Below are 21,931 nucleotides of genomic sequence, written 5' to 3' on the forward strand. Positions count from 1 at the left end.
AGAGTCTGTTAGGAGTGCTTGTACTGGTTTGTTTCCTCTGAGTTTTGAGCGGGGAATTTGAGTGGGAAAATGAATTTTAAAAAAAGTGTTGACATAGAGGGCGATTTTTTATATTATATAGAAGTCGCCTACGACGCTTGAGTTTATCGGAACAACTCAATTACGACCAAACTAAAATTAAAAAATGTGTGATTACATACATCTGAAATTTCAGTTTGGGGCCATAGCTCAGCTGGGAGAGCGCATCGCTGGCAGCGTCCTCGGCAAAATCCCGCAAATTTTTCCGTATTTTGTACGGTGACTGTAACGTTGACTGTGCGCTGACATGCGCAGATATACGCTCCAATAAAACGAAGATATGCGTTATACAATCGGCTCTTTTCCGTAATAATACGGGAGGGGTTTTTTAGTTTGAGCGGAGATAAACGTAAGGGTCGTGTAGTTAAGAATGAACGGACATCAGAGCGGTTACGCTATTCACTCGACTACTTATTCGATTACTATTACCAAGCGAAGAAGTCGGAGGGGCGCGCAGTTAACACGCTAAAGACTTACGAGCAGAACTATGGTTACTTCTGCGAGTTCTTGGATATGCGTGGGATAATAAAAGATATCCGCAACATTACCATTGAAACGGGCCGCGAGTACATTATCTGGCTCCGCGATGAGAAACCGAGATTTAGCGAGAAGTGCAACGTTCCAGAGTCGGCGCGGACAGTGGGTCTTTTGCCAAAGTCAATTAATACCCGAGTCAAGAATATGAAAACGATGTTTAAATTTTTGAAGGATGAGGATGTCATTGAGGCGGACCCGTTCGTCTATTTAAAAAATGTTCAAGATATCGGCCGGGACATTGACGTTCTTACGGCAGATGAGTTGAGTCGTCTCATACACGCGCCAAATCAGCGCAAATATAACGAGTTTAGGGATTACGTGGTGTTGAATTTATTAGTTGACGGAATGTTTCGCGTTGACGAGGCGCTATTCAATGTGTAGGCAGGTCTCCTGGCTTCCGTAAGATCTCCTAGCGCCTTCCCGAGGGTTCGTTACCTCAGTAGCATATGCAAGGGGATGTGGTCCTTCTAAGTGAAGGCCGTCCGGTTACAGTGGCGGGACCGCAGCGGATTTTCACCGCACTTCCCTATTAAGCTCTAAATCCGATAAAGGATCAAAGCGCCTAAATCACTATATTTTGTTGTCGTAAGACCATCTTAATATGTAAAACTTTGTTAGTCAATGATTATTATTCGTAGGAAGCCAGTAGAGAGCATCACAATTCACAGCAAGCTAACATACACCGCATGATCTGCCTGCGTAAGCCTTTGAATTAGCGCGTCTAGCCCTTCGGGAGTATTAGCGCTAGGGTACGAAGGTAGAACGGCTAATTTGCGGTGATCTTAACACTATTCGGCGCTATCCTTTTCGGCGAGTGCGAAGTCTATCAACAGGCTGATATCCGTAATTTCTAGAGCATGTGCGATTTTCTCTAGCATTTCTAAATTAACTTCTTGGCGGTTAGGGTTGCACAGCTTAGATATCCTTGCTTGTGCTATTCCGGTAAGTCCTGACAGCTCTACTTGTGTGATTCCTCGTTCTTTTAATAGTTCTTTAATTTTAAGTTTAATTTTTAACATAGAAAAGCCCCCTTGACATATTATGACCCTAAGCGTATATTGTGAATATGACCATAAGCGTATATTAACAAACAAAGTATACTACCTATTTACAGAAAAATCCACAACTTTCTGCTTATTTGTTATGCGCAAAAAAGGAGGTAGGGAAAGGTGTATCGAGCCGGCCTACTAATCGAAGGAAGGTTATATGTAAGGACGCGTAGAGGGAATTTGATCGCATTACAATTATTAACTCAAATTTAAGGGGGACTATTTATGAAAAAGATTAAATTTGACGGTTGCGACACAATCGTGATTAAGGACAACTTGGTCGTTATTCTCGATATTGAGGCGGAGTGCACGATAATTACAAAGATCGACGGGGATAGTTGGACAGGAATCCACTTCGAAAGTCCGATCAGCGTTAAAGGGTTACATAAAATATATACCGCCGAAAATGAGTTAGATGTCTTAATTGCGGCATTGGAGGGGTAGCCGATGGATCGCGTAAAAGTAACGAAGTATATAAAGGACCTCGACGTTGTGGGAGTGACGTCAGCCGTAACGTTTGAAGCGCTATTAATCGGAAACTCAACCGCGATAACCGTCGATAACTTCTGCGATAAAACCTACGTAATGGCAGAGCGGATAGAAGAGATAAACGGAGAGTTACGCGTATGTGATGGCCCCGGAAGCCACCTCTACGCTATTAACTTGAACGGGACGTATACGGTGCGGGATATCGCGAGGATGTCCGCAGTTGATTATATGATGGCCTGTATCTAATCGTATATAGCGCCAAATATATACGGTAAGTATCATCCGGTCATCTGGCACCAACAGGCGACCGGGCCTTTGCGGGCTACGGGCAGGTCCGCGAGGGCAAATTCGAAGCGGAATATTTATTTTTAATGCAAAATGTTTACAAACGCTATATATTGGGTTATTTTTATTTAACAAAACGATATGTAGTATATACGGGCGCTACCGGAAGACGGATGCGTCCTTTTTATGCGCTAAAGGTGCGAGAAGGTGCGGAGCCTTTATAGATTAACGAGAATGACGCATGTACCAGTTTGTAGAATTAATGTCCCCATCTCTAGTATAGGCATTTTATTTTCCGCAGATGGTGCGGGAAGCCAAAGTCATTACGAATATATTCGTATAGTGGGTGCGAATCGCTTGAGGACGTCGGCGTTATCTATATGGCGTATGTACGGAATGCGATCGACCCACATTATATTAATTGAAAGTGGGCAAACCGATAGGCGAGCACGTAGAAATAGTTAGGGGGCGATGTGACAGCTTAAAGTAAGCTTAGAAAGCACTAACCCCCAAAGATACTTAAATAACCTCCAAACTTACTTGCGCACACCCCCCAATAAGTCTTGGTGTATTAAGAGTTACTAATAAGATTTATCTACTAAGACTTATATTTCGGCACCTGAAATAGAAAGAGCCTATTTCAGTTACCGGATATGCGTAGATAAATATATAGACAGGTTGGGGGATATATAGGGATTTAGTGCGCAAGAGAAAAAGAAAAACAAAAGGAACAGATTTACCCGCCCCCAAAATCGTTTAGGGGGTTTACTTCACTAAAGAGGAGGAAATGATTTGAGCCAAAAGCCCTTTCAAGCTACCACCTTCGTTCCGTCCGCCCGCGCCTTTCGTACCCTCTACGTCTATCTACCGGGGTTCACGAATAATCACGTTGCCCTTTATGACATTCTTTATCACTACTGGAACGCTTCCGAAGGCTACGCATGGCCGCCACATGCCCTGCTTCAAAAAGAAAGTGGACTTAGCGACCCTACCGTGAGCAGTTGTTTAAAGTTCTTGGAAAAGTACGGACTTATCCGAGTTTTAACTAATCCGTCCGGCCAAAACAAGACGTACGACTTATTCCCTCTGATTGAAGACGAGGCGTTCTTTTGGGCGAGGTTTCCGGAAGCCCTCGAAAACAAGCGGAAGCGTGACGCAGCGATTGACGCACGCGCCGCACGGCCTAACAGAGCGCAGAGACGCGCCAAAGCTGCACGAGAGGTCGCTCTACCCGTTGCCGCCGGAATGGAAGATCTTGCCCAATACCTTTAAGGAGGAAACCATTATGCAAAGCACCGCACACAAGCTGCCCGAGAATCAACGTACACAACTGACCGTGATCACGCCGTATCCTCGCGTAAATGACTTCTCCGCTGTACAAGAGCCGTCCGGTTCCGCCAGTGACGCCTTCCCGAATCGGAAGCGCACGGATTTCCGCAGATACGCAGACCAACCGCTTAAACTCCGTATTCGTTCGGCGGGCCGAATGGCTGCGGCTATTCTAGGGTATCACCACTCGCAGCATGTCGGAGGAGACGGCCGCTTCCTTACGGGTACGGAAAAGCAGCGCCTTGAACGGATGGCTGACTACATGCTCGCGGAGGATCACGCACTCGGCCTAACTATTCTACGCGATCCATACGACAAGCCTCGCGACGTTGACGTTATCATTCCGCCGGGCGAGGGTGCCCTGGCTTTTATGGAAGAACGCGGACTTAGCATTTACTGCCTGGCTGACGCGGAAGCGGTAGCGGACGGCATACGGGTTAAGGTCTGCCGAACGTGCGAGTATCCGTTTGAAGATCGCAGCCCCGGGCGGAACAAGCGAGATTGCGGGGATAGTTGCCGTACGTTCGCGAAGAAACTGTCCGCGAGGCGTGGGCGTTACGGATCGGAGGAATTGATAGGCGAGCGTAGCCGGATGCACCTACCTTATCCGTTCTACAATCCGCAAGAAATGTACGAAATTGAGAATCGTTCGGAGCGCGCTTACGGAGGCTATGAAAAGCTTAGCGGGATAGATGCGGCCAAGAAGCGCAAAGAGACACACGGTAAAAAGAATACGGTTCAACTCGTAGATAAAAAGGGAACGGAGGATAACGGATACCTCGACGGGCGGTACGGATGGCAGAGTGATCGGAACGCGTGGAAGGGAAAAACGTCGCCTATATGGTGGGGTCCGGTTGTGTCGTATAACCTGCGTGACCAAGCGTTGACGGAGAGTTTCGTAGACTGCGAATCCTCGTACACTGTCCACATCTCCGCCTAAGAAGGGAGAGGTACACAGTCCCAACTATTCTATTTATTACGTTTGCGTTATCTCTAATAGATTAAGGGGGTTTGTGATATGGACGGAGAGGGTGTCCGTGGTATTCGGATAATGGCCGGCATGACGCAGGCTGCTTTCGCTGATACGTTGGGCGTTAGTCAGGCGCTTGTGTCTGATGTGGAGTGCGGTCGTCGTGCGGTGTCACGAGATTTACGGATAAAAATCGCGCAGGTGTTCGGAACAGGCGACGACGTAATGACGGCTATTCAACGTGCGAAGGAATCCGGTAAGTTAGCGCTCTAGGGCGCTTTTTATTTTGACAAATTACTTTATCGCTTTTAAGCGCGAAAGGGAGATGCAATATGCACATTGTCCACGAATTGAATATCGAAGGTGAAACGGTGAACGAATGCGTCAGCGTATACGATTCGGCCGCGTCAGTTAAGCCGCGCGAGTCATTTCCGCGTTCATATCCGGTGAATCTCTTGCGCGATCCGTTCCAATCCGCAGCGGAATCGTTATCTATTGGCGCAGCAAGGGCGCAGAAACTCGATAAGAATGCGCGCTTAACCTTCTCGTCCAACGTACCGAAGGTCGCGGAGATGTTTGCGGAGGAGTGGGCGCAAGGATGAGTGAACGCCATGAGGATGCGCGGCTTTACTGTTCGTATTATAGACGGGACAGCACCTGCGCGCTGCTGCACGGCATGTCGAAAACGGATAAGCGATGCAAGGTAATGCGCGGAGAGGATTCGATACCATGTCGATATCTAAATAATTTCGTAGCTAGACGATAAGGAGCGATGAACCGTGCGTAATAACGTAGTAATAGTAGACATAACGCCGATCGGTCATAACCGGATCGTGACATTAGCGAACACACAGACGGGACAGCGCCGGACTCTACTTTACGGAGATAGCGTGACTGAACGCTCAATACGGTGGCGAGCGCCTAGTCTTTGGAAGACGGCACGGCCAATAAAAGCATAGGGAGGGGTCGTCATATGTCGCCTTTATTAATCGCGGAGTACCTGCCATTCGAGGGTATTACGCTTTTTTGCGTTGATATCTACGGAGAGGATGGCCAACTTATACAGCCGTTTGTGCTCGCGATATCAGACCCAAGCCTCTGTATATGTGCTATGCGGGACTTTGCGGAAGAACGCCATATTGACACATTCGACGTATGGACGTCTGACCGTACGTTATTCGGCGCGTGCATAGGTGAGCCTGGAATAACCGTATTCGCTAAGCATCCGAGCGATACAGTTACGGCTGCGCGCCGCCACGTCGAGAGTGATCCGGATATATTTCGTGAGATGTACGTGCCGCCGCTGGAGTCCGTCGAAGAGGAAGCGCCGAAGTTACCGCCGTTACCGAAATGGCGCGCGTGGATAGTTGAACAAATTAGAAAGCTGTTAACCAAAATTGAGAGGGCGGATAAGTATGAAATTTACTAAAATTGATGATTTTCAAAGAGAGCAGGATGCAGTATCAGGCAAGCGGGCGGGCATCCAGCAAGCAAGGGACTCAGCATTCGAAAAAGTCCAGGCACTCAAGGCGGAGTACTCCGCAACTATGACGCGTTCGTTTGAAACTGGCGCGGATGTTACGGCTAAGCTTGACAGTTTAAGCGATCAACTCTCGGCAGCAGAGAAGGAATTTCGCCGTAAGGATCTCGCAGTTACAATGAGCGCCGGAGCTAAAGGGAAGATGCCGCCGGACGAGGTTATGCTTGCATGGAATACGGAGTATATGCCGAAATACCGCGCGGAAGTGTTCGACCCGTTGGCCGCTGCGCTTGTAAAGGCTCGAGATGAATATTACCAAGCCTATGCTGCGTGTGCCGCGTCTGTTCAAGCGCTCGATAATGAACGGCAGAGCGTTATTTATACGCTTGATCCTAATTACGGATTAAGTAATCGTTACATTTATAAGCTGAATGGACCGGATTTTTTCAGTAAGACGGCGCGCTACGTTATCAAGTCGGAGGATATTCAAAAGCTCGCAAGCGGTGAAAAGCCGGATAACGCGGGTCTGAAAGGCGGTGCGTAAGTATGAAATTTTCTAAACTTCGCGAGATGGAAAAGCTCTCCAAAGGATACCCGCTGAAAATGGGCCAGTACGTAGCGGCAAAGCGTGAGTACGACGAAACAGTCGCGGTCATGTTTACGAAAGATTCGCCGTTCCAATTCGTCGGCAGCCCAAATGAGGGATACGTTAAGGACGCGGAAGCCCATGCAGCCCAAACCGGAGACGCTGACGACATTGCCCGCGCAGCTATTCTGCGCGATCGCTACGAAGCTTACGAGGAAGATAAGACAGCACATACGGATTTACGTACGACAAAGGACCGCCTGCGTGATAAGTTGCAGAGAGGCGAGGCGATGACACCTAGTGATGTACGAAACGCATGGAGGGTCGCGAAGCTTAACTCGACGGTTGCGAACGTTGCATTGTTCTCCCAGGTTAAGTATGAACAGCAAAATCCGTCAGAACGACCGCCGGCGCCCGAAGTCGTAAAGGTAACGGTTGAGGACGTGGAGGCAGCGAGGGCAGCGGCACAAGCCAATCCGTCCGCACAAAACATCGCTCGATTTTCAACTGCGAAACGTGAGTATGCCGCACAAACGGAAGTAGGAGATGCCGAATAATGAAATACTCACTATATATTGCTGCCGCTGCTGATGATAAGCGCGCGGCTTATTCGTACGTTCTTGTTAACTACACAGGAATTATCGCAAAGGGGACGTACTTAACGGTCGGAGAACGCCGTTTTGATGATTCCTTTTGCGGACATGTCGCCTTGCAGCGCTCACTACGGGAAGCAGCACGGCAGGATGGCGTATTAGACGTTACCGTCGTACTTGATGCGGGAGGCTTACAAGAGGTCGGACTTGAGCTTATGGACGTAAGCCCGCCGCTATATCCTGCGTTGTGGAGAAATACGAAACGCGTTATGCAGCGCTTTAGTGAATGCACGCTTGCCGCTATGAAAAAGGACGACGAAATGACGCGAGAAGAGGCTTCGGTATTTGACGAATGTCTTGACGGGCTCGAACAATCGCGTACGTTCGGCGGCCGCCTACGGTTAATTCGGGATTGTCTGCTAGGAAAAAACAACATAATCAGATAGGGGATATGAAATGAAATTACCAGTTAAAGTACAAACGGCAGTCGATGCCTATAAAGATGCGACAGGAAAAGCTCAAGGTCTATCCACTACGCATAGCCAGCGTGCAGAGGAACTGCGGTCGGAGATCGCGGTTAAACGGGCGAAGCTAGACGCTGCGACTGACGCCTCACTAATGGACCCGACGCCCCAGAACGTTGAGAAAGAGAATGCACTACAACGCGAAATCGCCATGCTTACGATGGAAATGTCCGCAGCAGAAGAGCGGTCATTGCGTGTATTCGGAAGATCCTCGGCACAAATGGAGGTGCTAGCGAGGACAGCCGTAGAAACTGCGCGTGTTGAAGCTACCACCTACCATCAAGAACATTACGATAAGAAAATGAGCGCCGTTGAGGAAGCGAAATACGCGTATCTAAAGGCGCTAGTTGATGTTCATACGTTAGGTGAAGAAACTCGGGGGATTTTCCTAACGGCCGCTCAAGAAACGAATCCCCGTTTAGCGGAAGCCGGATATTCTGGACAGATTAGTGGACCGCATATCCCCGAACCGACGCTACATTACCGATCGGGCGTACAAGTCCACGGTATTTCTGAGCCGGAGATTACTCGCGCTTTAAAGTACGGGAAGATCCGGAAGGGTGACGTAGCCCCAGGGCGTGAAATCGAATAACGAAAATATCAACGAGAGCCGGCGCTTAATTGCGTCGGTTCTTTAATTTATAAGGGGGAACGTTAATGGACGAATTGTATCGAATTAGCCTCGCGGCGATCATCGGACAAGCGGAGCGTATCGCGCAAATTAAGGACGCAGAGGGAACGGACGAGGAGAAGCACGAAGCACTCCGGTACTCTATGCGCGGCATACTATTCGCGTTACAGAATATCGGCGTGATTCCGGAAACACTAGACGTAGAGGAAGACATCGCGCTTGACTTGTTAACGCCGATTCTGGCGGAGGTGTTGCGTTAATGACAACTGGTGGAACTAATGTAGGCGAGATACGCGCACGGATTACGCTAGAAATGGCGGAGTTTAGGCGTCAGATGGACGAAGCACGCCGCCGCATTCAAGACCTTGAACGGGACGGCCGTAGAAGTGCAGACGGTATGCGCGATCTATCCTCCGCAATGGCTGGAATCGGTGCTGGCGCTGGACTTGCGAAACTCGTGTCCGAGATGAAGCAAGCGGTCGACGCAGCTACGAAGCTATACAACGCGTTCCAAGGTTTAAACGCGGTTGCTAAGGGATTCGGTATACAGACGAAAGACGCGCAACAGGCCGCGCAGGACTTAGCAAAACGCGGATTCTTGTCTCTCACTGAATCGGTATTGGCGTATAAAACCGCTATGTCGACGGGGTTAGGGTTGGAGGAATCGACGAAGCTTATCAACTCGCTTGCAGATTCCGCAGCGTATAACCGTCAATCCTTCTACACAATGGGTGGCGCAATTCAAGCCTCATTGGACGGGATTAAGAACGGTAACTCAACACTTTCAGATGCGGTAGGCGTTACGAAGAACCTATCCGTGATGCAAGCAGAGTACGCGAGGACGATCGGAACGACAGCGGGTAAATTGTCAGACAGCCAGAAGATTCAGGCCGCGTACAACGGGTTTGTTAATGAAGGCGCGATATTCACCGGAAATGCGGACCAAGCAATGCAAGATTTCACCGGCACACAAGCGCGGTTCACTGCTGCGACTGATGAAGCTACAGTAGCTTTCGGACAAGCATTTACGCCGCTGTTTAAAACCGTACTCGAAACGCTGACGCCGACAATCATTGCGCTGGCTGAATTCACAACCGAGAATAAAGCGCTTGTATCCGCTGCCGCTGCGAGTTCGGTCGGCGTATTAGGGCTCGTTGCAATTCTCGCGACAGTACCGCCGGTGCTTAAGCTTATTGCTACCGGTTTAAAGGCTATGCAGGTGGCGGCCGGACCTATCGGCTGGATTACGCTAGCCGTCGGAGCATTAGCGGGAGGTTTCGCCTACCTAAAGACTGCGCAATCAGAAGCCGCTAATGCTACGAAGGAACTTGCGAAGGCTCAGTCCGATCTTAACGCGGTATTAAATAAGCGGGATATTGATCGCACGGCTGCGGATGTTGAAGAGTTGAAGGCGAAAACGGAGGAGCTAACGCCTGTCCTCGCGGAACGCGCGCGGCTACAAGAGCGGTTAAACGAGCTTCAAGCGGCCCAAAAGGCAGGAACAGCACTTCCGGAAATGTATACGGAACTTCCCGATATTATCGATGCAATCAGCATACTCGACGATAAGCTCGAAGATCTCGGTTACACTGGCGTAGAGAATGCGACGCAGAAGCTCGGAGAAATGAACGCGGTCATAGATAAAGGTGTTATCGCGCTATCCGCTCAGGATAAAGCGGAGTATGCCGCGCTCGCTACGAAGAAACAGACGCTAAAGGAAATGTCCGCAATGGCTGCAGAGTTTAAAACGCTCAACTCTGCGCAGGAGCTCGACGCATCGCAGAAAAGCCGCCTCGTTGATATTACGCAGAAGTTAGTCGAGCAGTATCCGGAATTGAACGCTCAGCAGGGCGAGGATGGAAGAATTCGCGCTAGTAACATCGATGTAATTATCGACCAGATTGCGACGGATAAGCGTTTCACGGACATGGCCGCCGATAACAGCGTAGCGCGTATACGTAATTCCGCTAAAGAAAGTGAAGCGGTAGCAAAATCAATACAGACGCAAATTGATAACTACACGCGGCTAATAAAGGCTATGGCAGCCGTATCCGGGACAAAGGCAGGAACTTTTGAGGAAGATATGGCGGCAAAGGCGGAGGCTGACAAGCGCAAAAAATCGGGCAACGTTATGGACATCGTGACTAATGGCGCGCTGGAGATGATGGTGGGGTCCGGAGCATCTAAAGAACTTGAAAAGCAACGAGACGACGCGCTTAAAGAGCAGCAGAAGTATTCCGACGCAGCTCGTGATCTCGAAAAGCTGGCCGCCGAGGTTGAAACGGGAACCCAAACGTTCACGAAGGATATCATCGCCCCAGATGCCCCGAAAGCGGCGAAGGAGAAGAAGGAAAAGGCGGGTAAAACTCCGGCTGAACTCGCTGCTGAGCTACGCGAGAAGTTATACAACGCTGACCTAAAGACCGTCCAGTTCCAAGCGGATTTCTACGATATGACGGCGGATCAACAGATAGCGAAATACGATGCGCTTAAGAAGAAACACGCTACCTTTTTAAAGGAATCCGTAGACGATGCGCGGACTTTAGCTCTCCAGCTTAAGCGGCTCGGTGAGGACAGCGCTCAGTCACGATATGAATTCTCGACGACCGCGATCGAACAGGAAACACGTCGTATGGAAGACGCAGGCAAGACGGAACGCGAGATCGCTAACCAAAAGCTGTACCTGTGGCAAAACGTTCGTGGACGCTACGAAAAGGATTCCGAGTACTACAAGCAGGCGGATGAGCACGCACGTCAAGCCCGTAAGGACCTCGCGTCAGCTACGGTAAAAGAGACGAAGGATACCTATGATAAACGTGTGGATTTAATCGCGAAAGAAGTACGTAGGCTCGAAGACTCAGGCGCGGCGGAGGCGGATATCACTTCGTACAAAATCGAAGCCTGGACGAAGCTGCGCGCGAAGTATAGTTCGGATACTACGTTCTATGCGCAAGCAGATGAACAACTCTACCAATCGCGGAAGACACTTGTTACGAAGACGATAGACTTAGCGGATAAGTTAGTAGACGCGGAGAAAAAGCGCATTGATTCCGCTAAGAAAACGGAGCTCGCAGCGATTGAGGAACGCAAAAACGCATACGTTAGCGCACAGGATGCGAAGATTCAAGCGATCGAGGATCTCCTGGCGGCTGAAACGCAGGCTAATACAGACGTAGATTACGGTACGGCTCTGGCGGAGAAGAACAAACGTATTGCGGAGTTAGCTTCGGCAGTTGGTCCGGAGGGGATTGCTGAACGCGAGAAGACGATCGAGGAACGAGATAAGATGATTCTCGACCATGACCGCGACCTCCGTAAACGTGAACTGGAATCGCAGAAGACGGCGCTCCAAAAGGACAAGGAAACGCAGCTCACAGCGTATGAATCCGAAAAGAGCGCAGCCGAAGCGCAGTACGATGCGTTAAAAGCTGCATTCGATGCGTATAGTGGCGATATTAAAACGATCGAGGACGGAATTGCTGCATATCGCGTTAGTTCTAGCGGCTCGGCTAATACGCAGATTCTTGCGGAGCTCGATACGTTCGTAGCGCAATATAACGCGAAGATGGCGGCAGTAGCACAAGCGCAGGCAGCCTCGCAGAAGGACGCCGACCTCCAAGAATACAACAGCAACAAAGACGCGTTCACATCGGCTAAGGCTCGCGGAGATAAGGAGGAAATGGCGCGTTTAGCAGCGCGTAATGAATCCCTACGCAAGTTGTATGGAGTGACGTCCGACACTGGCGAGAAGCTGCAGCATTTTAGCGAGGGAGGAATCGTTAAGGGCGCACCTGGCGCGGCTGTACCAATTATCGCCCACTCAAACGAGTTAGTGCTCAACTCCGCCCAACAATCAGCGCTGTTTGATATGGTTGGGCGTCCGCGTATGAGTCCAGCAGCTCCGGTAGCTCCGACTTATATCACGCAGAATATCGACATGGGCGCGGAGAATGTTACGCTGACTGACCGTGCCGACGTAGGTATGTATTATGACGAGAAGGTGCGCGCTGCTTTAAGAATGCAGAACACAGGAGGGAAAATAACTGAATGAACCATTTAACGGTACATGACAAAAATAGAAGGCTCGTCGGACATTTAAGCTCTGCGTATGATGTTACGCGGCTCCGACGTATTAACTCAGACGATGCACTTACGTTCCTCGTCCCGATGACTTCCGTAGACTATATTGACAACATACAAGTTAAAGGCCACGTAATGGACGAACGCGGTCAATATTACGTAATTAACTCGCGTAAACGAATCCGTGACGACCGTAAGTTAACCGCGCAGATATCCTGCCAGCACGTTATGTTCAAGCTCGGAGATGTACGGATGCCTTACGATTCATATATCCGAGAAGCTTACGGCGTACACATTTCGCACCTATTAGATAAGATTAAGGAGGCCTCTCGGGGTCTCTTTTCTTTTGTCGTACATGATACGTTCGACCTTTTCGATGTAAAGGATTGGGGCCGAGGAACAGCGCTCCAAGCATTGAATGATACGGTGAGTTTGTACGGCGTTGAAATTGAACCGGACAATTACGTTATCCATGTTCGGAAGAAAATCGGCGATGCTAATTCCGCCCTACAATACCGCATCGGCAGGAATATCGTATCTTCAGAGTTTCAAGACGACGGTTCTGCGCTTGTTACTCGTATGTTTGCAACAATGAAGGACGATCGGACATGGATCGGTCAACCCGCGTCGATACTTACAGCGGAGGAAAGAGCTCGCTTAGAGTCGATACCTGGCGCTATAGTTGACGGGCTTTTACGAGTCAATTACCTCGTATCGCAATATGCGCCAGTATGGGCGAGCGATGGCCTTCCATATCTAGACGGGGAGATTACGGAACAGAACATAACAGACCCGCTTGAATTACTGACGAAGACTCGCGCATCCCTTGCGAAGATGGAGCAGCCGGTACTTGAGCTTTCGCTACAGGCAGCCGACTTGTACAAGATCGACGCAAATGAACTACGTCCCGGCCTAGGCGACACGGTTACTTGTGTTGATCCGGATATGGGGCTTACACACGTAACTGCGCGCATTATTGAGCTAACGGAATTCCCGTTCGCTAAAGACAAACACGCTCAAATTACGATCGCTAACGTCATGCGACGGGACAGCGCGCAGATCATGGCGGACTTAAATAAGGCGAAACAGGTCATTAACGACGTGACGAGCGGCGGTCGTATCCGCGCAGACGCATTCGAAGAGTTCGCGCGCCTTGCCGTTATCGACGTTAACGCGAGTAAGACGGAAATCAAGTACGATGAGCGCGGTATTATCCTGCAAAGTAAGGCGAATGCGAACGATCTCGTAGCGCTGACCTCAAACGGGATCATCGTATCAACTGACGGAGGTACAACGGCGCGAACGGCTATTACCGCGGCCGGAATCGCAGCGGAACAGGTTATCGGACAATTCGGTAACTTCGTGTCTATGTTGATCGGACAAGGCAATAACGTTGTTCAGATAAATCCGCACGGGATCGCGGCAGGACACGCCGCTTTCGAGAGTGCTCCGTTCCGTGCGTATATGAACGGCCACATAGTTGCTCGCGACATCGAACTAACCGGACGTATAGATAACAGCGAAATGTATTCGTCTGTCATTAACGCGGGGACGATTAACGGGGCGACGATTAACGGCGGAAGCATTAACGCGGGAACGGACATAAACGTTACAAGAGACGCTCGGATCGGAAATAATTTGTTTCTCGGGTTGACTGGTGCGGTGAATGACCGACGGATTGAGTTCGTTAAGGGTGGCGGATACGAGGCTTATATGGGGTTTACGAACAGTACAAGTCAACTTACAGTACGAGCGGGTAACGACCTTCGATTATCTAGCGGACTTTATATGACGTTAGAGGGAATGGTGATAACGCTTAATGGCGATAGCTACGTCGGATCAAGTACGCCGGGCAACCGTATCGTAACCGCCTCAGAACTTGACGATCTATGGGATGCAATCAACAGTAAAGCGAATATCTCACACAGTCACACCCTTACGTTGGCGAATCATAACCATGGTAGTACAACGCTCGTTCCATCGGGCGGCGGGACGTTCACAGTCTCTTAAATTATCTTTCATGTTGCGAATCTCTTGGGTATACTTGGAAGAACACTATACTTAGGGGGTTCGTACATATGAAGAAGAAAATAGTAGGGATAGTAGCGGCGGCGTTGTTACTTGGTGGTTCAATAGGATTCGCAGCGAGCTCGTCGTTAATCGGCGCTAAAGTTACCGGACTGTATACGATAAAGCAAGACGGAAAGAAGATTGCGGACGCTGCTATTATAAACGGATCAGCTTACGTACCAGTGCGCACAATGTCCGAAGCGACCGGAACGGGGCTGACGGTAGAAGGGAAGACGATAATATTGGAGAATAAGGAAACGGAGAAGCCAGCCGCAATACCCGAGACTGATACAACGGTTGAAAAGCCGAAAGAAACGACAAAGGCAAGCGCTAACGCTGATAAACTCCGGGAAAGATTAGCATCGGCAGAATCCCGCGTTCAAGTTCTCAAAGAAGCGATCCAACAGGCGGAAACTACTGTGGCCGACCTAACAAGCGCAGCAGACCAAGAGGCTCGCAAAAACTATATCGCTGATTTGAATAAACGCGTTGAGTTTACCGAAACAGAAATCGCGCAGCTTAAGGCGCAGCTCGGCGAATAAATATACGCTAGTTCAGCGTGAACCATACTACGGCCGCCTCCGGGTGGTCTTATTTGCTTACGGAAGTACTTTAGACACAAAGATAGCGCCTCCCCTTATATTAAGAGACAGCGCTATTAGGGCAGTAAGTACCGAGAACAGTTGAAATAATAAGGTTCGGGATAAGCCGCCAGTTATGTAATCTAAAAAGGAAGATCCATGTGCTCTAATTCCGACAAAATAGCGTCTCTAATGAACTTTTCTAAATCCAGATTAGGGTTTTTGTGAATACTTGCTAATATAGTCGCTTTATGCAAATTAACAACGTATCCTGCAATCTCTAGTCTGTATATATCAGTATTAGGAGTAAGTCTGAGAACATCTTTGTAGTTTGTCACCAGAGTGCTATTGTTGAACAACTCATTCATAGCGTTGATTATTGCCGGATGAACAGCGGCCTCTCTTTCTTGTTTAAGTCTTTTGTTTTTAGCTGCTTCTTCTTTATCAGAATCGTGCTTTTGAACGATTTCCTCAACCTTACTTACGAATTCACTCATACATCTACACCTCCAGTAATGATAGTTAAATTATACCATATGTATAAACTAAAAGGAGGACGAAGTTTTTGAAGAAATTATCCGAATCCGCTGCTCATACACATACCGTGCCTTTGTGCGGTCTATTTCTATTACCGAAGGGGATAGAATGACGTATAAGAAGCGTAAGAAGCGCGCACGTCCACCGCTGGACGAACGGCATTATATAGCGATAGAGTTACTTACGACAGTGCCTACGCCTAACCTCGACGATATAGCGCGGGCCTGTACGATAGATAGGCGTACACTATACCGCTGGCGCTTACGTAAGGACTTCGATAAGGAGATGCGTAGGAAGATGGAAGCGCGGCGTCCACGTATAAAGCGCAGACCGTTGCCTACGACCGTTGACGGAATCGAGCGCCTGTTTATAGATTGCGGATTCATGTAGAGTACGAAATTCGCGCGTGTAACCTTGCGTCGGATTGATTCACAACGAAACGGAAGATAACGTAATCGCGCGTAAACGTAAGCGTGACGGAGATAAGCGGGGATTATACGTAGGATATAACGGGACATAAAGCGTCCCGATTCTATACGTTAAGACGTTATTTCGTACGCGTGGGGGTTGCGGAAACCTTCGGATTATTTCGACTTTTCGCGACTATAGCGCGTTTCACCTGCACGGGGCTCCGGACGGACGGCCCCTCTGAAATTTTCGGGGGTCGCGTAAATCCGGTTCACTCCGCTGCATAAACGCATGTATATACGCAATCGGACTCCGTGTATAAATTGCCAGCGCTAGGAACGTGATAACTGCGCCATTCCTTACGGTTACGCGGTTTGCGGAGTCCGACCACTGGAAATGTATATGCAGCGTATAGGGTGCGTTTATGCAACGGATGGACAAACGTAGGCGGGGCGCGGGTTTGCGGCGATTTAGCGGAGCGGTTAGCAATCAGCGATGCGCTACGGAAAATGTATACCATATACATTACGATTATCCTACGCTTCACCGCGCTAAAATTACCCCAACGGCCTACTTAAAGTAAGCGACATCAGGACGCCGCAAAATCCGCAAATCATTTTTTAACTCGGGGTGTAACATCCGTTAAGGCTACGCTTTTTACGTTAAGCAGCGATGCGCTGAGCGCATATCCGTCTAGGAGACGTACGTGAACGAAGAACGGCGCTACATCAACGTTTCTCAGCAGCATAAAAATAAAATCGCAGATATACGCAAAAAATAGTTGCAGCGATGCGCTCCCGTGTGGTATATTAATTGAGCGGAAAGAAAACGAGCGGATTTGCAGGACGCTAGAAACCGTTGGTACGAGCGGGTTGTACGTTGACTGACCGTCGACTTGACGGAGTAATTCGCGGGGCCATAGCTCAGCTGGGAGAGCGCATCGCTGGCAGCGATGAGGTCAGGGGTTCGATCCCCCTTGGCTCCACCAAACATCATATGGACTCTTAGCTCAGTTGGTAGAGCAGTAGACTCTTAATCTATTTGTCCAGGGTTCGAGCCCCTGAGAGTCCATCCTAAAGAAACGGCAGAAATGCCGTTTCTTTGTTGTGTGCGCCCAGCATGGGCGCTATCTATAGGGTTGAAGTCCCGAATGGCGAAGGCAGTAGTAGCCATTAGCTTAAGGCAAGGGTGTCCACCGCGAGGTGGAATCTGAAGGAAGCCAGCGGCAAATCTCCGGTCTGAGGAATACGAACTTCATACAAGGCTAACGTAGGCTGGATGAGGTTGCACAACAAACCAAAGTCCATACTGCCAAAGGCGTACGAGAGTAAATGAAGCAGATAGATGGAGAGGAAGATAGCGTTCTTACCTGGGGAGATCTGTGTGATAGGCGAGTATACTTCGTAACCCTACTTGTGAGAGTAGGCTGAGTGCACAGAAGTCAGCAGACGCCATAGTACGCAAGCTGTTGCAACAGCTGCGGAAGGGCTGAACATGGAATAGGATTTATACATCCAGGCGTTCAAGATGAGCGATGAATGCAGAAAAAAAAAATCCGAAAGGACCTGACTGAAGAAGGAAACGGTGAATCCCGTGGGGGTCTTCAGCAGGGCGGAGTTCATCTTTGGCACAAATGGAAGGTATAAATCACGTAAAGAGAGGTTAAAAAAAAATGTTGGAGCAACTGCTATCACGGGAAAATCTTCTGCAAGCCTTAAAGCGTGTTGAAGCGAATAAAGGAAGTCATGGCGTAGATGGGATGTCCGTAAAATCCTTACGAGAACACATCGTACAAAACTGGCAGACCTTGCGGCATGCCATAGAAGAAGGAACCTATGAACCGAGCCCCGTGCGCCGAGTCGAAATCCCGAAACCCGGTGGCGGAGGTGTTAGGTTACTAGGAATACCTACCGTGACAGATCGAATGATTCAACAAGCAATCGCGCAGGTGTTAACTCCATTGTTTGATCCAGAGTTTTCCGACCATAGCTATGGATTCCGTCCGAAAAGACGAGGGCATGATGCGGTGAGGAAAGCTCGAACCTTTATGAAAGAAGGATATCGATTCGTAGTCGACCTAGACTTGGAGAAATTCTTTGATCGCGTCAACCATGACCGACTGATGATGAAGATTTCGGAGAAAGTGGAGGACAAGAAAGTTCTCCTGCTTATCCGCAAATATCTTCAGTCAGGTGTGATGGAGAACGGGTTAGTAACCCCGACAACGGAAGGTGCCCCGCAAGGCGGTCCACTGAGTCCGTTATTATCTAACATTGTCCTAGATGAGCTCGACAAAGAACTCGAGAAACGTGGGCACCGCTTCGTTCGTTATGCGGATGATTGCAATATTTACGTGAAAACGCTAAGAGCAGGAGAGAGAGTCAAGACAACGGTCACCCGATTCATCGAGACGAGGCTAAAGCTGAAGGTGAACCAAGTAAAGAGCGCGGTAGACCGTCCCTGGAAACGAAAGTTTCTAGGATTTAGTTTTAGTGTGGACAAAGAACCAAAGGTGAGAATTGCGAAGCAGTCCTTACAGAGAGTCAAGGTTCGAATACAGGAGATATCCTCTCGAAAGAGATCGATGAAGATGGAAGAGCGAATCAAGGAACTAAACCACTACCTCATGGGATGGTGCGGTTATTTCTCGCTGGCGGATACCCCAAGTACCTTTCGAGATATGGATAAATGGATACGAAGAAGGCTACGAATGTGCCTCTGGAAGCAGTGGAAGACCCCTAGAACCAAAGTCAAAAGACTTATATCCTTAGGGGTACCTAAGGATAAAGCCTATGAGTGGGGAAATACCCGAAAAGGGTATTGGCGAATTGCAGGGAGTCCAATTCTACAACATGCATTGAATAACCAATATTGGGAAGCCAATGGATTAAAGAGTGTATTGGACAGATACAACTCCTTACGGAATATTTCATGAACCGCCGTATATCGAACGGTACGTACGGTGGTGTGAGAGGTCGGGGGCTAGCCGCCCCCTCCTACTCGATTTGGGGAAGAGTGACTTTTTATTTGGTTTTGATCGTGGTATAGTTTGGGTAGATAAAACGTACAATGCAAAGAGAGTCGTGCGGAAACACGACTCCCAGTGCAATAGCCGCTTTTAAGGGCGGCGGCTTCGGAAGTTTAGTCAGGAAATAGACCGCATTCCTTTGCGAGAGGGCGGTCTATTTCTTTTTGAGGTAGTTGAGCAGTGCAATAATGAACATGCCGAACATGAACATCAATGACAATTGCTGGCTCCAATTACAGACAATCCATATCTAAAGAAACAGCAAGATGCTGTTTCTTTTTTTGTTCCCATTTATTAATTATCATTAAATCCATTAAACTCCTGAAGCATTTGAATAAAGGTTTCAAGCTGTTGATTATCCCATTGAGCTATGCGCTCATAAAATATGAATTCCTTATCCTGCAGCGCATCAAAGGTTTTTTGTCGTCCAAGTTCAGTGAGTGTAAGAAGGATGGCTCGACGATCATTAGGAGAGTCTTCTCTTCTAACATAACCCAAATTTTCGAGTTGCTTGATGAGACGGCTGACTGAACTACGATCCATAGCCGTTGATTCTGCCAACACAGAGGCGCTTGTTGGTCCATAAGAGTACAGCCAACGGACTATATGGAAAGCAGCAGGCTGTATAGATGAATCGAAAGCGGCAGCAGTTCTGACATTTAGGGCATGCGAAGCGCTAATGAGAGCACTAATTTGTCCACCTAGCTTCAGTTCTAATTGTCCTCTCAACGTGTCTTTACGTTCAGTATTCATTGTTTTAACCACCTACCCTTGTATTTTAAAGTTGTCATACATCTATTTAGTTGACATATGTCAATCATCAACATATAGTTGATATATATCAATTATATGATTTGGACAATACGCTGTCAAAATGAAATTGCCCCTGATGAATTCCTGATATAAAGGAGAATGTAGATGATGACAAAGCCGATTATTGTAATTACTGGAGCTACAAGCGGTTTGGGACAACTCGTTGCACTTGAAATGGCAAAGCAGGGTGCCCATCTTGTTCTAACTGCAAGGAGTAAAACCCGTTCGGAAGTAACTGAAAAAATGATAAAGGAGAGCGTACCAGCAGCCGAAATTAGTTTTTTCTACGGAGATTTATCTTCAATGAGGGATGTCACTAGGTTAGGACAAGAAATATCTAGTGTTTTTCCGAAGATAGACGTGTTAATAAATAACGCAGGGCTTCATGGGTTTGAACAGCGGATAACTGCCGATGGATTCTCAGAAATGATGGCTGTGAACTATTTTGCACCATGGTTATTGACGCAAACCTTAGAACGTTCTTTGAGAGCAGCAGGAAATGCAAAAATTATAAATGTTGCTTCGGAAGCTTCACGCCGGCATGGAGTACTAAAGTTGCCAGAAGATTTGCTCAATACAGCTTCTTTTACTTCCAGAGGATCTTCTGAGATTTATGGGAAAACCAAACTGCTAAACATTATGTTTACCAGTGAGCTTGCACGCCGCTGGGCGGGAACGGGAATTCGCGTTCATGCATTGAATCCGGGCTTTAACGTTACAGGTCTCGGGCGTGAACTTTGGTTTTCTTCGATGCTTAAGCACTTATTGAATTTCTTTCGTATTGGCGATCCTCGTAAAGGAGCGGAGATCATTATTCGTTTAATGACCGATCCTAAGTATCAAGAGAGCAGTGGGGGATATTTTAACGTTGGGACAGGCAATCCCATTGTACCCGTACAACCGGGAGGAGATAAGGTAATGGAAAATAAATTATGGAACGATACGCAAGACATTTTGCAGCAGAAAGGTTTCTTTGGAAACTGATTTAATTAGTGAAACTAACCTCATGTCCGTTCGAATCACCCATTCATGATCCTGCGGACTGTATAGCTCTTATTTTCTTTATTTAGTGAAATTAGTCGAGTGATCGGACCGTAGCGCACTTATTTCCTCTCCAGTAGCAGTATTTTGTTTTGAAAAGACTAAATAAGTGCGTAGGAGTCCGATAGCTTGGGAAAACGCCCCATAATGAGAAAATAAGAGCACCTCGGTCCGTTGTATCTCAACATTCCGCCAGTCCGACATTTTATAGTACTACGATCAGAAATAGACCGATCCCTTGTGAGAGTATCCCGTTCCATTTTGAGGTGAAAAACATAGAAATGACATAGCAAATGGAGTGCAAACTGGCAACAGTTTTGGCACTCCATTTTTGTTGTTATATCAACGTTTGTAGTGAATATTTCTCGAAAATTGGCTAATAAATAGGTAAGGGATATTTAATTGTAATGAATTCATTACAATTTAAAAATGACGTCAATTTCTGTGTCAATTCATAAGTCAATAAAGCTGTCAATTTCTGTGTCAATTGTTATTGTTTTATTTTCATTATCGGTTTAATATTATTAAAATCATAATATCAGTGTTTGGAGGGATAAGGCAAATGAAATTTATTAAACCGAAAGAAAAAACGGTCAATAAAACCATCTGGGAGGTATCCGATCGAACCAAACACACCGTCAAATTTTATGCCGAATATACAGGCTTCAGTGAAGACGAGGTGGTCGATACCTTTTTACTGAATATTTTGGATGATCCCGACTTTATCGCATGGATTCAGAAGAAGCGGCGGAACACTCGAATTGCAAAGCAGCTCTTTCCAGAAGAAGCCGTAAAGGAGAGCGCAAGTGGGGAAAATTAAGC

At 48.0% G+C, this 21,931-nt stretch carries 25 protein-coding genes, 2 tRNA genes and 1 riboswitch; of the genes, 23 read left to right on the top strand and 4 right to left on the bottom strand.

Annotation, left to right across the window (positions count from 1 at the left end; all coding sequences use genetic code 11):
* Window positions 1-411: 411 nt before the first annotated feature.
* Window positions 412-996, top strand: a complete 585-nt coding sequence (locus NYE58_RS11620) for a tyrosine-type recombinase/integrase (protein ID WP_341001911.1) — start codon at window positions 412-414, stop codon at window positions 994-996.
* A riboswitch (cobalamin riboswitch) is annotated at window positions 979-1,196 on the bottom strand. It overlaps the preceding gene by 18 nt.
* A 207-nt stretch (window positions 1,197-1,403) precedes the next feature.
* Here NYE58_RS11620 and NYE58_RS11625 read toward each other — a convergent pair.
* Window positions 1,404-1,634 (bottom strand): helix-turn-helix domain-containing protein, encoded by a 231-nt coding sequence (locus NYE58_RS11625; protein ID WP_341001913.1) that lies wholly within the window; start codon window positions 1,632-1,634, stop codon window positions 1,404-1,406.
* A gap of 255 nt (window positions 1,635-1,889) precedes the next feature.
* Here NYE58_RS11625 and NYE58_RS11630 point away from each other — a divergent pair, with 255 nt between their 5' ends.
* The 16 genes from NYE58_RS11630 (at window position 1,890) to NYE58_RS11705 (ending at window position 15,243) form a co-directional block, all read left to right on the top strand.
* Entirely contained in the window at window positions 1,890-2,108 is a 219-nt protein-coding gene (locus tag NYE58_RS11630) for a hypothetical protein (RefSeq protein WP_341001914.1), read from the top strand.
* A gap of 3 nt (window positions 2,109-2,111) precedes the next feature.
* Window positions 2,112-2,399 carry a hypothetical protein gene (locus NYE58_RS11635; protein ID WP_341001915.1) on the top strand — a complete coding sequence of 96 codons (288 nt, stop codon included), beginning with the start codon at window positions 2,112-2,114 and terminating at the stop codon, window positions 2,397-2,399.
* An 831-nt stretch (window positions 2,400-3,230) separates the two neighbouring features.
* Window positions 3,231-3,710 carry a hypothetical protein gene (locus NYE58_RS11640; RefSeq protein ID WP_341001916.1) on the top strand — a complete coding sequence of 160 codons (480 nt, stop codon included), beginning with the start codon at window positions 3,231-3,233 and terminating at the stop codon, window positions 3,708-3,710.
* Window positions 3,711-3,723: 13 nt separating this feature from the next.
* Window positions 3,724-4,707, top strand: coding sequence for a hypothetical protein (locus NYE58_RS11645; protein ID WP_341001917.1), 984 nt, complete (start codon window positions 3,724-3,726; stop codon window positions 4,705-4,707).
* A gap of 78 nt (window positions 4,708-4,785) precedes the next feature.
* Window positions 4,786-5,010, top strand: coding sequence for a helix-turn-helix transcriptional regulator (locus NYE58_RS11650; protein ID WP_341001918.1), 225 nt, complete (start codon window positions 4,786-4,788; stop codon window positions 5,008-5,010).
* 59 nt (window positions 5,011-5,069) lie between these two features.
* On the top strand, window positions 5,070-5,339 hold the full coding sequence (locus tag NYE58_RS11655) for a hypothetical protein (protein ID WP_341001919.1): 270 nt from the start codon (window positions 5,070-5,072) through the stop codon (window positions 5,337-5,339).
* Window positions 5,340-5,516: 177 nt separating this feature from the next.
* Entirely contained in the window at window positions 5,517-5,696 is a 180-nt protein-coding gene (locus NYE58_RS11660; protein ID WP_341001920.1) for a hypothetical protein, read from the top strand.
* 14 nt (window positions 5,697-5,710) lie between these two features.
* Window positions 5,711-6,166: a hypothetical protein gene (locus tag NYE58_RS11665; protein ID WP_341001921.1), complete on the top strand. Its 456-nt coding sequence runs from the start codon at window positions 5,711-5,713 to the stop codon at window positions 6,164-6,166.
* Complete coding sequence (locus NYE58_RS11670) at window positions 6,153-6,761, top strand: hypothetical protein (protein ID WP_341001922.1); 609 nt, start codon at window positions 6,153-6,155, stop codon at window positions 6,759-6,761. Before NYE58_RS11665 ends, NYE58_RS11670 begins: the two co-directional genes overlap by 14 nt.
* Window positions 6,762-6,763: 2 nt before the next feature.
* Entirely contained in the window at window positions 6,764-7,360 is a 597-nt protein-coding gene (locus NYE58_RS11675) for a hypothetical protein (RefSeq protein ID WP_341001923.1), read from the top strand.
* Entirely contained in the window at window positions 7,360-7,842 is a 483-nt protein-coding gene (locus tag NYE58_RS11680) for a hypothetical protein (protein WP_341001925.1), read from the top strand. Before NYE58_RS11675 ends, NYE58_RS11680 begins: the two co-directional genes overlap by 1 nt.
* Before the next feature lie 10 nt (window positions 7,843-7,852).
* Window positions 7,853-8,512: a hypothetical protein gene (locus NYE58_RS11685; protein ID WP_341001927.1), complete on the top strand. Its 660-nt coding sequence runs from the start codon at window positions 7,853-7,855 to the stop codon at window positions 8,510-8,512.
* A gap of 65 nt (window positions 8,513-8,577) precedes the next feature.
* Complete coding sequence (locus NYE58_RS11690) at window positions 8,578-8,811, top strand: hypothetical protein (protein ID WP_341001928.1); 234 nt, start codon at window positions 8,578-8,580, stop codon at window positions 8,809-8,811.
* Window positions 8,811-12,602, top strand: coding sequence for a hypothetical protein (locus tag NYE58_RS11695; RefSeq protein WP_341001929.1), 3,792 nt, complete (start codon window positions 8,811-8,813; stop codon window positions 12,600-12,602). The genes NYE58_RS11690 and NYE58_RS11695 overlap by 1 nt, the downstream gene beginning before the upstream one ends.
* Complete coding sequence (locus tag NYE58_RS11700; protein ID WP_341001931.1) at window positions 12,599-14,641, top strand: phage tail spike protein; 2,043 nt, start codon at window positions 12,599-12,601, stop codon at window positions 14,639-14,641. Before NYE58_RS11695 ends, NYE58_RS11700 begins: the two co-directional genes overlap by 4 nt.
* 68 nt (window positions 14,642-14,709) lie before the next feature.
* The gene (locus tag NYE58_RS11705; protein ID WP_341001932.1) at window positions 14,710-15,243 is read left to right on the top strand and encodes a hypothetical protein; all 534 of its coding nucleotides are present in this window, start codon (window positions 14,710-14,712) and stop codon (window positions 15,241-15,243) included.
* Between the two features lie 182 nt (window positions 15,244-15,425).
* On the opposite strand, the gene NYE58_RS11710 is transcribed toward NYE58_RS11705, so the two are convergent.
* On the bottom strand, window positions 15,426-15,779 hold the full coding sequence (locus NYE58_RS11710) for a hypothetical protein (protein ID WP_341001933.1): 354 nt from the start codon (window positions 15,777-15,779) through the stop codon (window positions 15,426-15,428).
* A gap of 148 nt (window positions 15,780-15,927) precedes the next feature.
* On the opposite strand from NYE58_RS11710, the gene NYE58_RS11715 reads away from it, so the two are divergent.
* The 4 genes from NYE58_RS11715 (at window position 15,928) to ltrA (ending at window position 19,162) form a co-directional block, all read left to right on the top strand.
* The gene (locus tag NYE58_RS11715) at window positions 15,928-16,209 is read left to right on the top strand and encodes a hypothetical protein (protein ID WP_341001934.1); all 282 of its coding nucleotides are present in this window, start codon (window positions 15,928-15,930) and stop codon (window positions 16,207-16,209) included.
* Window positions 16,210-17,139: 930 nt separating this feature from the next.
* Window positions 17,140-17,215, top strand: a tRNA-Ala gene (locus NYE58_RS11720).
* A 10-nt stretch (window positions 17,216-17,225) separates the two neighbouring features.
* Window positions 17,226-17,298 (top strand) — tRNA-Lys (locus NYE58_RS11725).
* A 601-nt stretch (window positions 17,299-17,899) separates the two neighbouring features.
* Window positions 17,900-19,162, top strand: coding sequence for a group II intron reverse transcriptase/maturase (gene ltrA / locus NYE58_RS11730; RefSeq protein ID WP_036681916.1), 1,263 nt, complete (start codon window positions 17,900-17,902; stop codon window positions 19,160-19,162).
* A 247-nt stretch (window positions 19,163-19,409) separates the two neighbouring features.
* On the opposite strand, the gene NYE58_RS37470 is transcribed toward ltrA, so the two are convergent.
* Both NYE58_RS37470 and NYE58_RS11735 read right to left on the bottom strand, forming a co-directional pair.
* Window positions 19,410-19,475: a putative holin-like toxin gene (locus NYE58_RS37470; protein ID WP_367946865.1), complete on the bottom strand. Its 66-nt coding sequence runs from the start codon at window positions 19,473-19,475 to the stop codon at window positions 19,410-19,412.
* A gap of 74 nt (window positions 19,476-19,549) precedes the next feature.
* Complete coding sequence (locus NYE58_RS11735) at window positions 19,550-20,008, bottom strand: MarR family winged helix-turn-helix transcriptional regulator (protein WP_076191189.1); 459 nt, start codon at window positions 20,006-20,008, stop codon at window positions 19,550-19,552.
* A gap of 165 nt (window positions 20,009-20,173) precedes the next feature.
* On the opposite strand from NYE58_RS11735, the gene NYE58_RS11740 reads away from it, so the two are divergent.
* Both NYE58_RS11740 and NYE58_RS11745 read left to right on the top strand, forming a co-directional pair.
* Window positions 20,174-21,052, top strand: coding sequence for an SDR family NAD(P)-dependent oxidoreductase (locus NYE58_RS11740; protein WP_076276411.1), 879 nt, complete (start codon window positions 20,174-20,176; stop codon window positions 21,050-21,052).
* A 619-nt stretch (window positions 21,053-21,671) separates the two neighbouring features.
* Window positions 21,672-21,929 (top strand): hypothetical protein, encoded by a 258-nt coding sequence (locus NYE58_RS11745; RefSeq protein ID WP_076220685.1) that lies wholly within the window; start codon window positions 21,672-21,674, stop codon window positions 21,927-21,929.
* The last annotated feature ends 2 nt before the right edge of the window (window positions 21,930-21,931 follow it).

The organism is Paenibacillus sp. FSL L8-0708 (assembly GCF_038009325.1).
In the GTDB taxonomy this organism is placed as follows: Bacteria; Bacillota; Bacilli; order Paenibacillales; family Paenibacillaceae; genus Paenibacillus_AQ; species Paenibacillus_AQ odorifer.

What these genes read in the sequence shown, in the direction of transcription:
- NYE58_RS11685 (WP_341001927.1), top strand. Translation starts at nt 7,853, where the DNA reads ATGAAATTACCAGTTAAAGTACAAACGGCAGTCGATGCCTATAAAGAT.
- NYE58_RS11625 (WP_341001913.1), bottom strand. Translation starts at nt 1,634, where the DNA reads ATGTTAAAAATTAAACTTAAAATTAAAGAACTATTAAAAGAACGAGGA.
- NYE58_RS11715 (WP_341001934.1), top strand. Translation starts at nt 15,928, where the DNA reads ATGACGTATAAGAAGCGTAAGAAGCGCGCACGTCCACCGCTGGACGAA.
- NYE58_RS11690 (WP_341001928.1), top strand. Translation starts at nt 8,578, where the DNA reads ATGGACGAATTGTATCGAATTAGCCTCGCGGCGATCATCGGACAAGCG.
- NYE58_RS11645 (WP_341001917.1), top strand. Translation starts at nt 3,724, where the DNA reads ATGCAAAGCACCGCACACAAGCTGCCCGAGAATCAACGTACACAACTG.
- NYE58_RS11665 (WP_341001921.1), top strand. Translation starts at nt 5,711, where the DNA reads ATGTCGCCTTTATTAATCGCGGAGTACCTGCCATTCGAGGGTATTACG.
- NYE58_RS11745 (WP_076220685.1), top strand. Translation starts at nt 21,672, where the DNA reads ATGAAATTTATTAAACCGAAAGAAAAAACGGTCAATAAAACCATCTGG.
- NYE58_RS11705 (WP_341001932.1), top strand. Translation starts at nt 14,710, where the DNA reads ATGAAGAAGAAAATAGTAGGGATAGTAGCGGCGGCGTTGTTACTTGGT.
- NYE58_RS11680 (WP_341001925.1), top strand. Translation starts at nt 7,360, where the DNA reads ATGAAATACTCACTATATATTGCTGCCGCTGCTGATGATAAGCGCGCG.
- NYE58_RS11695 (WP_341001929.1), top strand. Translation starts at nt 8,811, where the DNA reads ATGACAACTGGTGGAACTAATGTAGGCGAGATACGCGCACGGATTACG.
- NYE58_RS11635 (WP_341001915.1), top strand. Translation starts at nt 2,112, where the DNA reads ATGGATCGCGTAAAAGTAACGAAGTATATAAAGGACCTCGACGTTGTG.
- NYE58_RS11675 (WP_341001923.1), top strand. Translation starts at nt 6,764, where the DNA reads ATGAAATTTTCTAAACTTCGCGAGATGGAAAAGCTCTCCAAAGGATAC.
- ltrA (WP_036681916.1), top strand. Translation starts at nt 17,900, where the DNA reads ATGTTGGAGCAACTGCTATCACGGGAAAATCTTCTGCAAGCCTTAAAG.
- NYE58_RS11735 (WP_076191189.1), bottom strand. Translation starts at nt 20,008, where the DNA reads ATGAATACTGAACGTAAAGACACGTTGAGAGGACAATTAGAACTGAAG.
- NYE58_RS11630 (WP_341001914.1), top strand. Translation starts at nt 1,890, where the DNA reads ATGAAAAAGATTAAATTTGACGGTTGCGACACAATCGTGATTAAGGAC.
- NYE58_RS11655 (WP_341001919.1), top strand. Translation starts at nt 5,070, where the DNA reads ATGCACATTGTCCACGAATTGAATATCGAAGGTGAAACGGTGAACGAA.
- NYE58_RS11740 (WP_076276411.1), top strand. Translation starts at nt 20,174, where the DNA reads ATGATGACAAAGCCGATTATTGTAATTACTGGAGCTACAAGCGGTTTG.
- NYE58_RS11710 (WP_341001933.1), bottom strand. Translation starts at nt 15,779, where the DNA reads ATGAGTGAATTCGTAAGTAAGGTTGAGGAAATCGTTCAAAAGCACGAT.
- NYE58_RS11700 (WP_341001931.1), top strand. Translation starts at nt 12,599, where the DNA reads ATGAACCATTTAACGGTACATGACAAAAATAGAAGGCTCGTCGGACAT.
- NYE58_RS11650 (WP_341001918.1), top strand. Translation starts at nt 4,786, where the DNA reads ATGGACGGAGAGGGTGTCCGTGGTATTCGGATAATGGCCGGCATGACG.
- NYE58_RS11670 (WP_341001922.1), top strand. Translation starts at nt 6,153, where the DNA reads ATGAAATTTACTAAAATTGATGATTTTCAAAGAGAGCAGGATGCAGTA.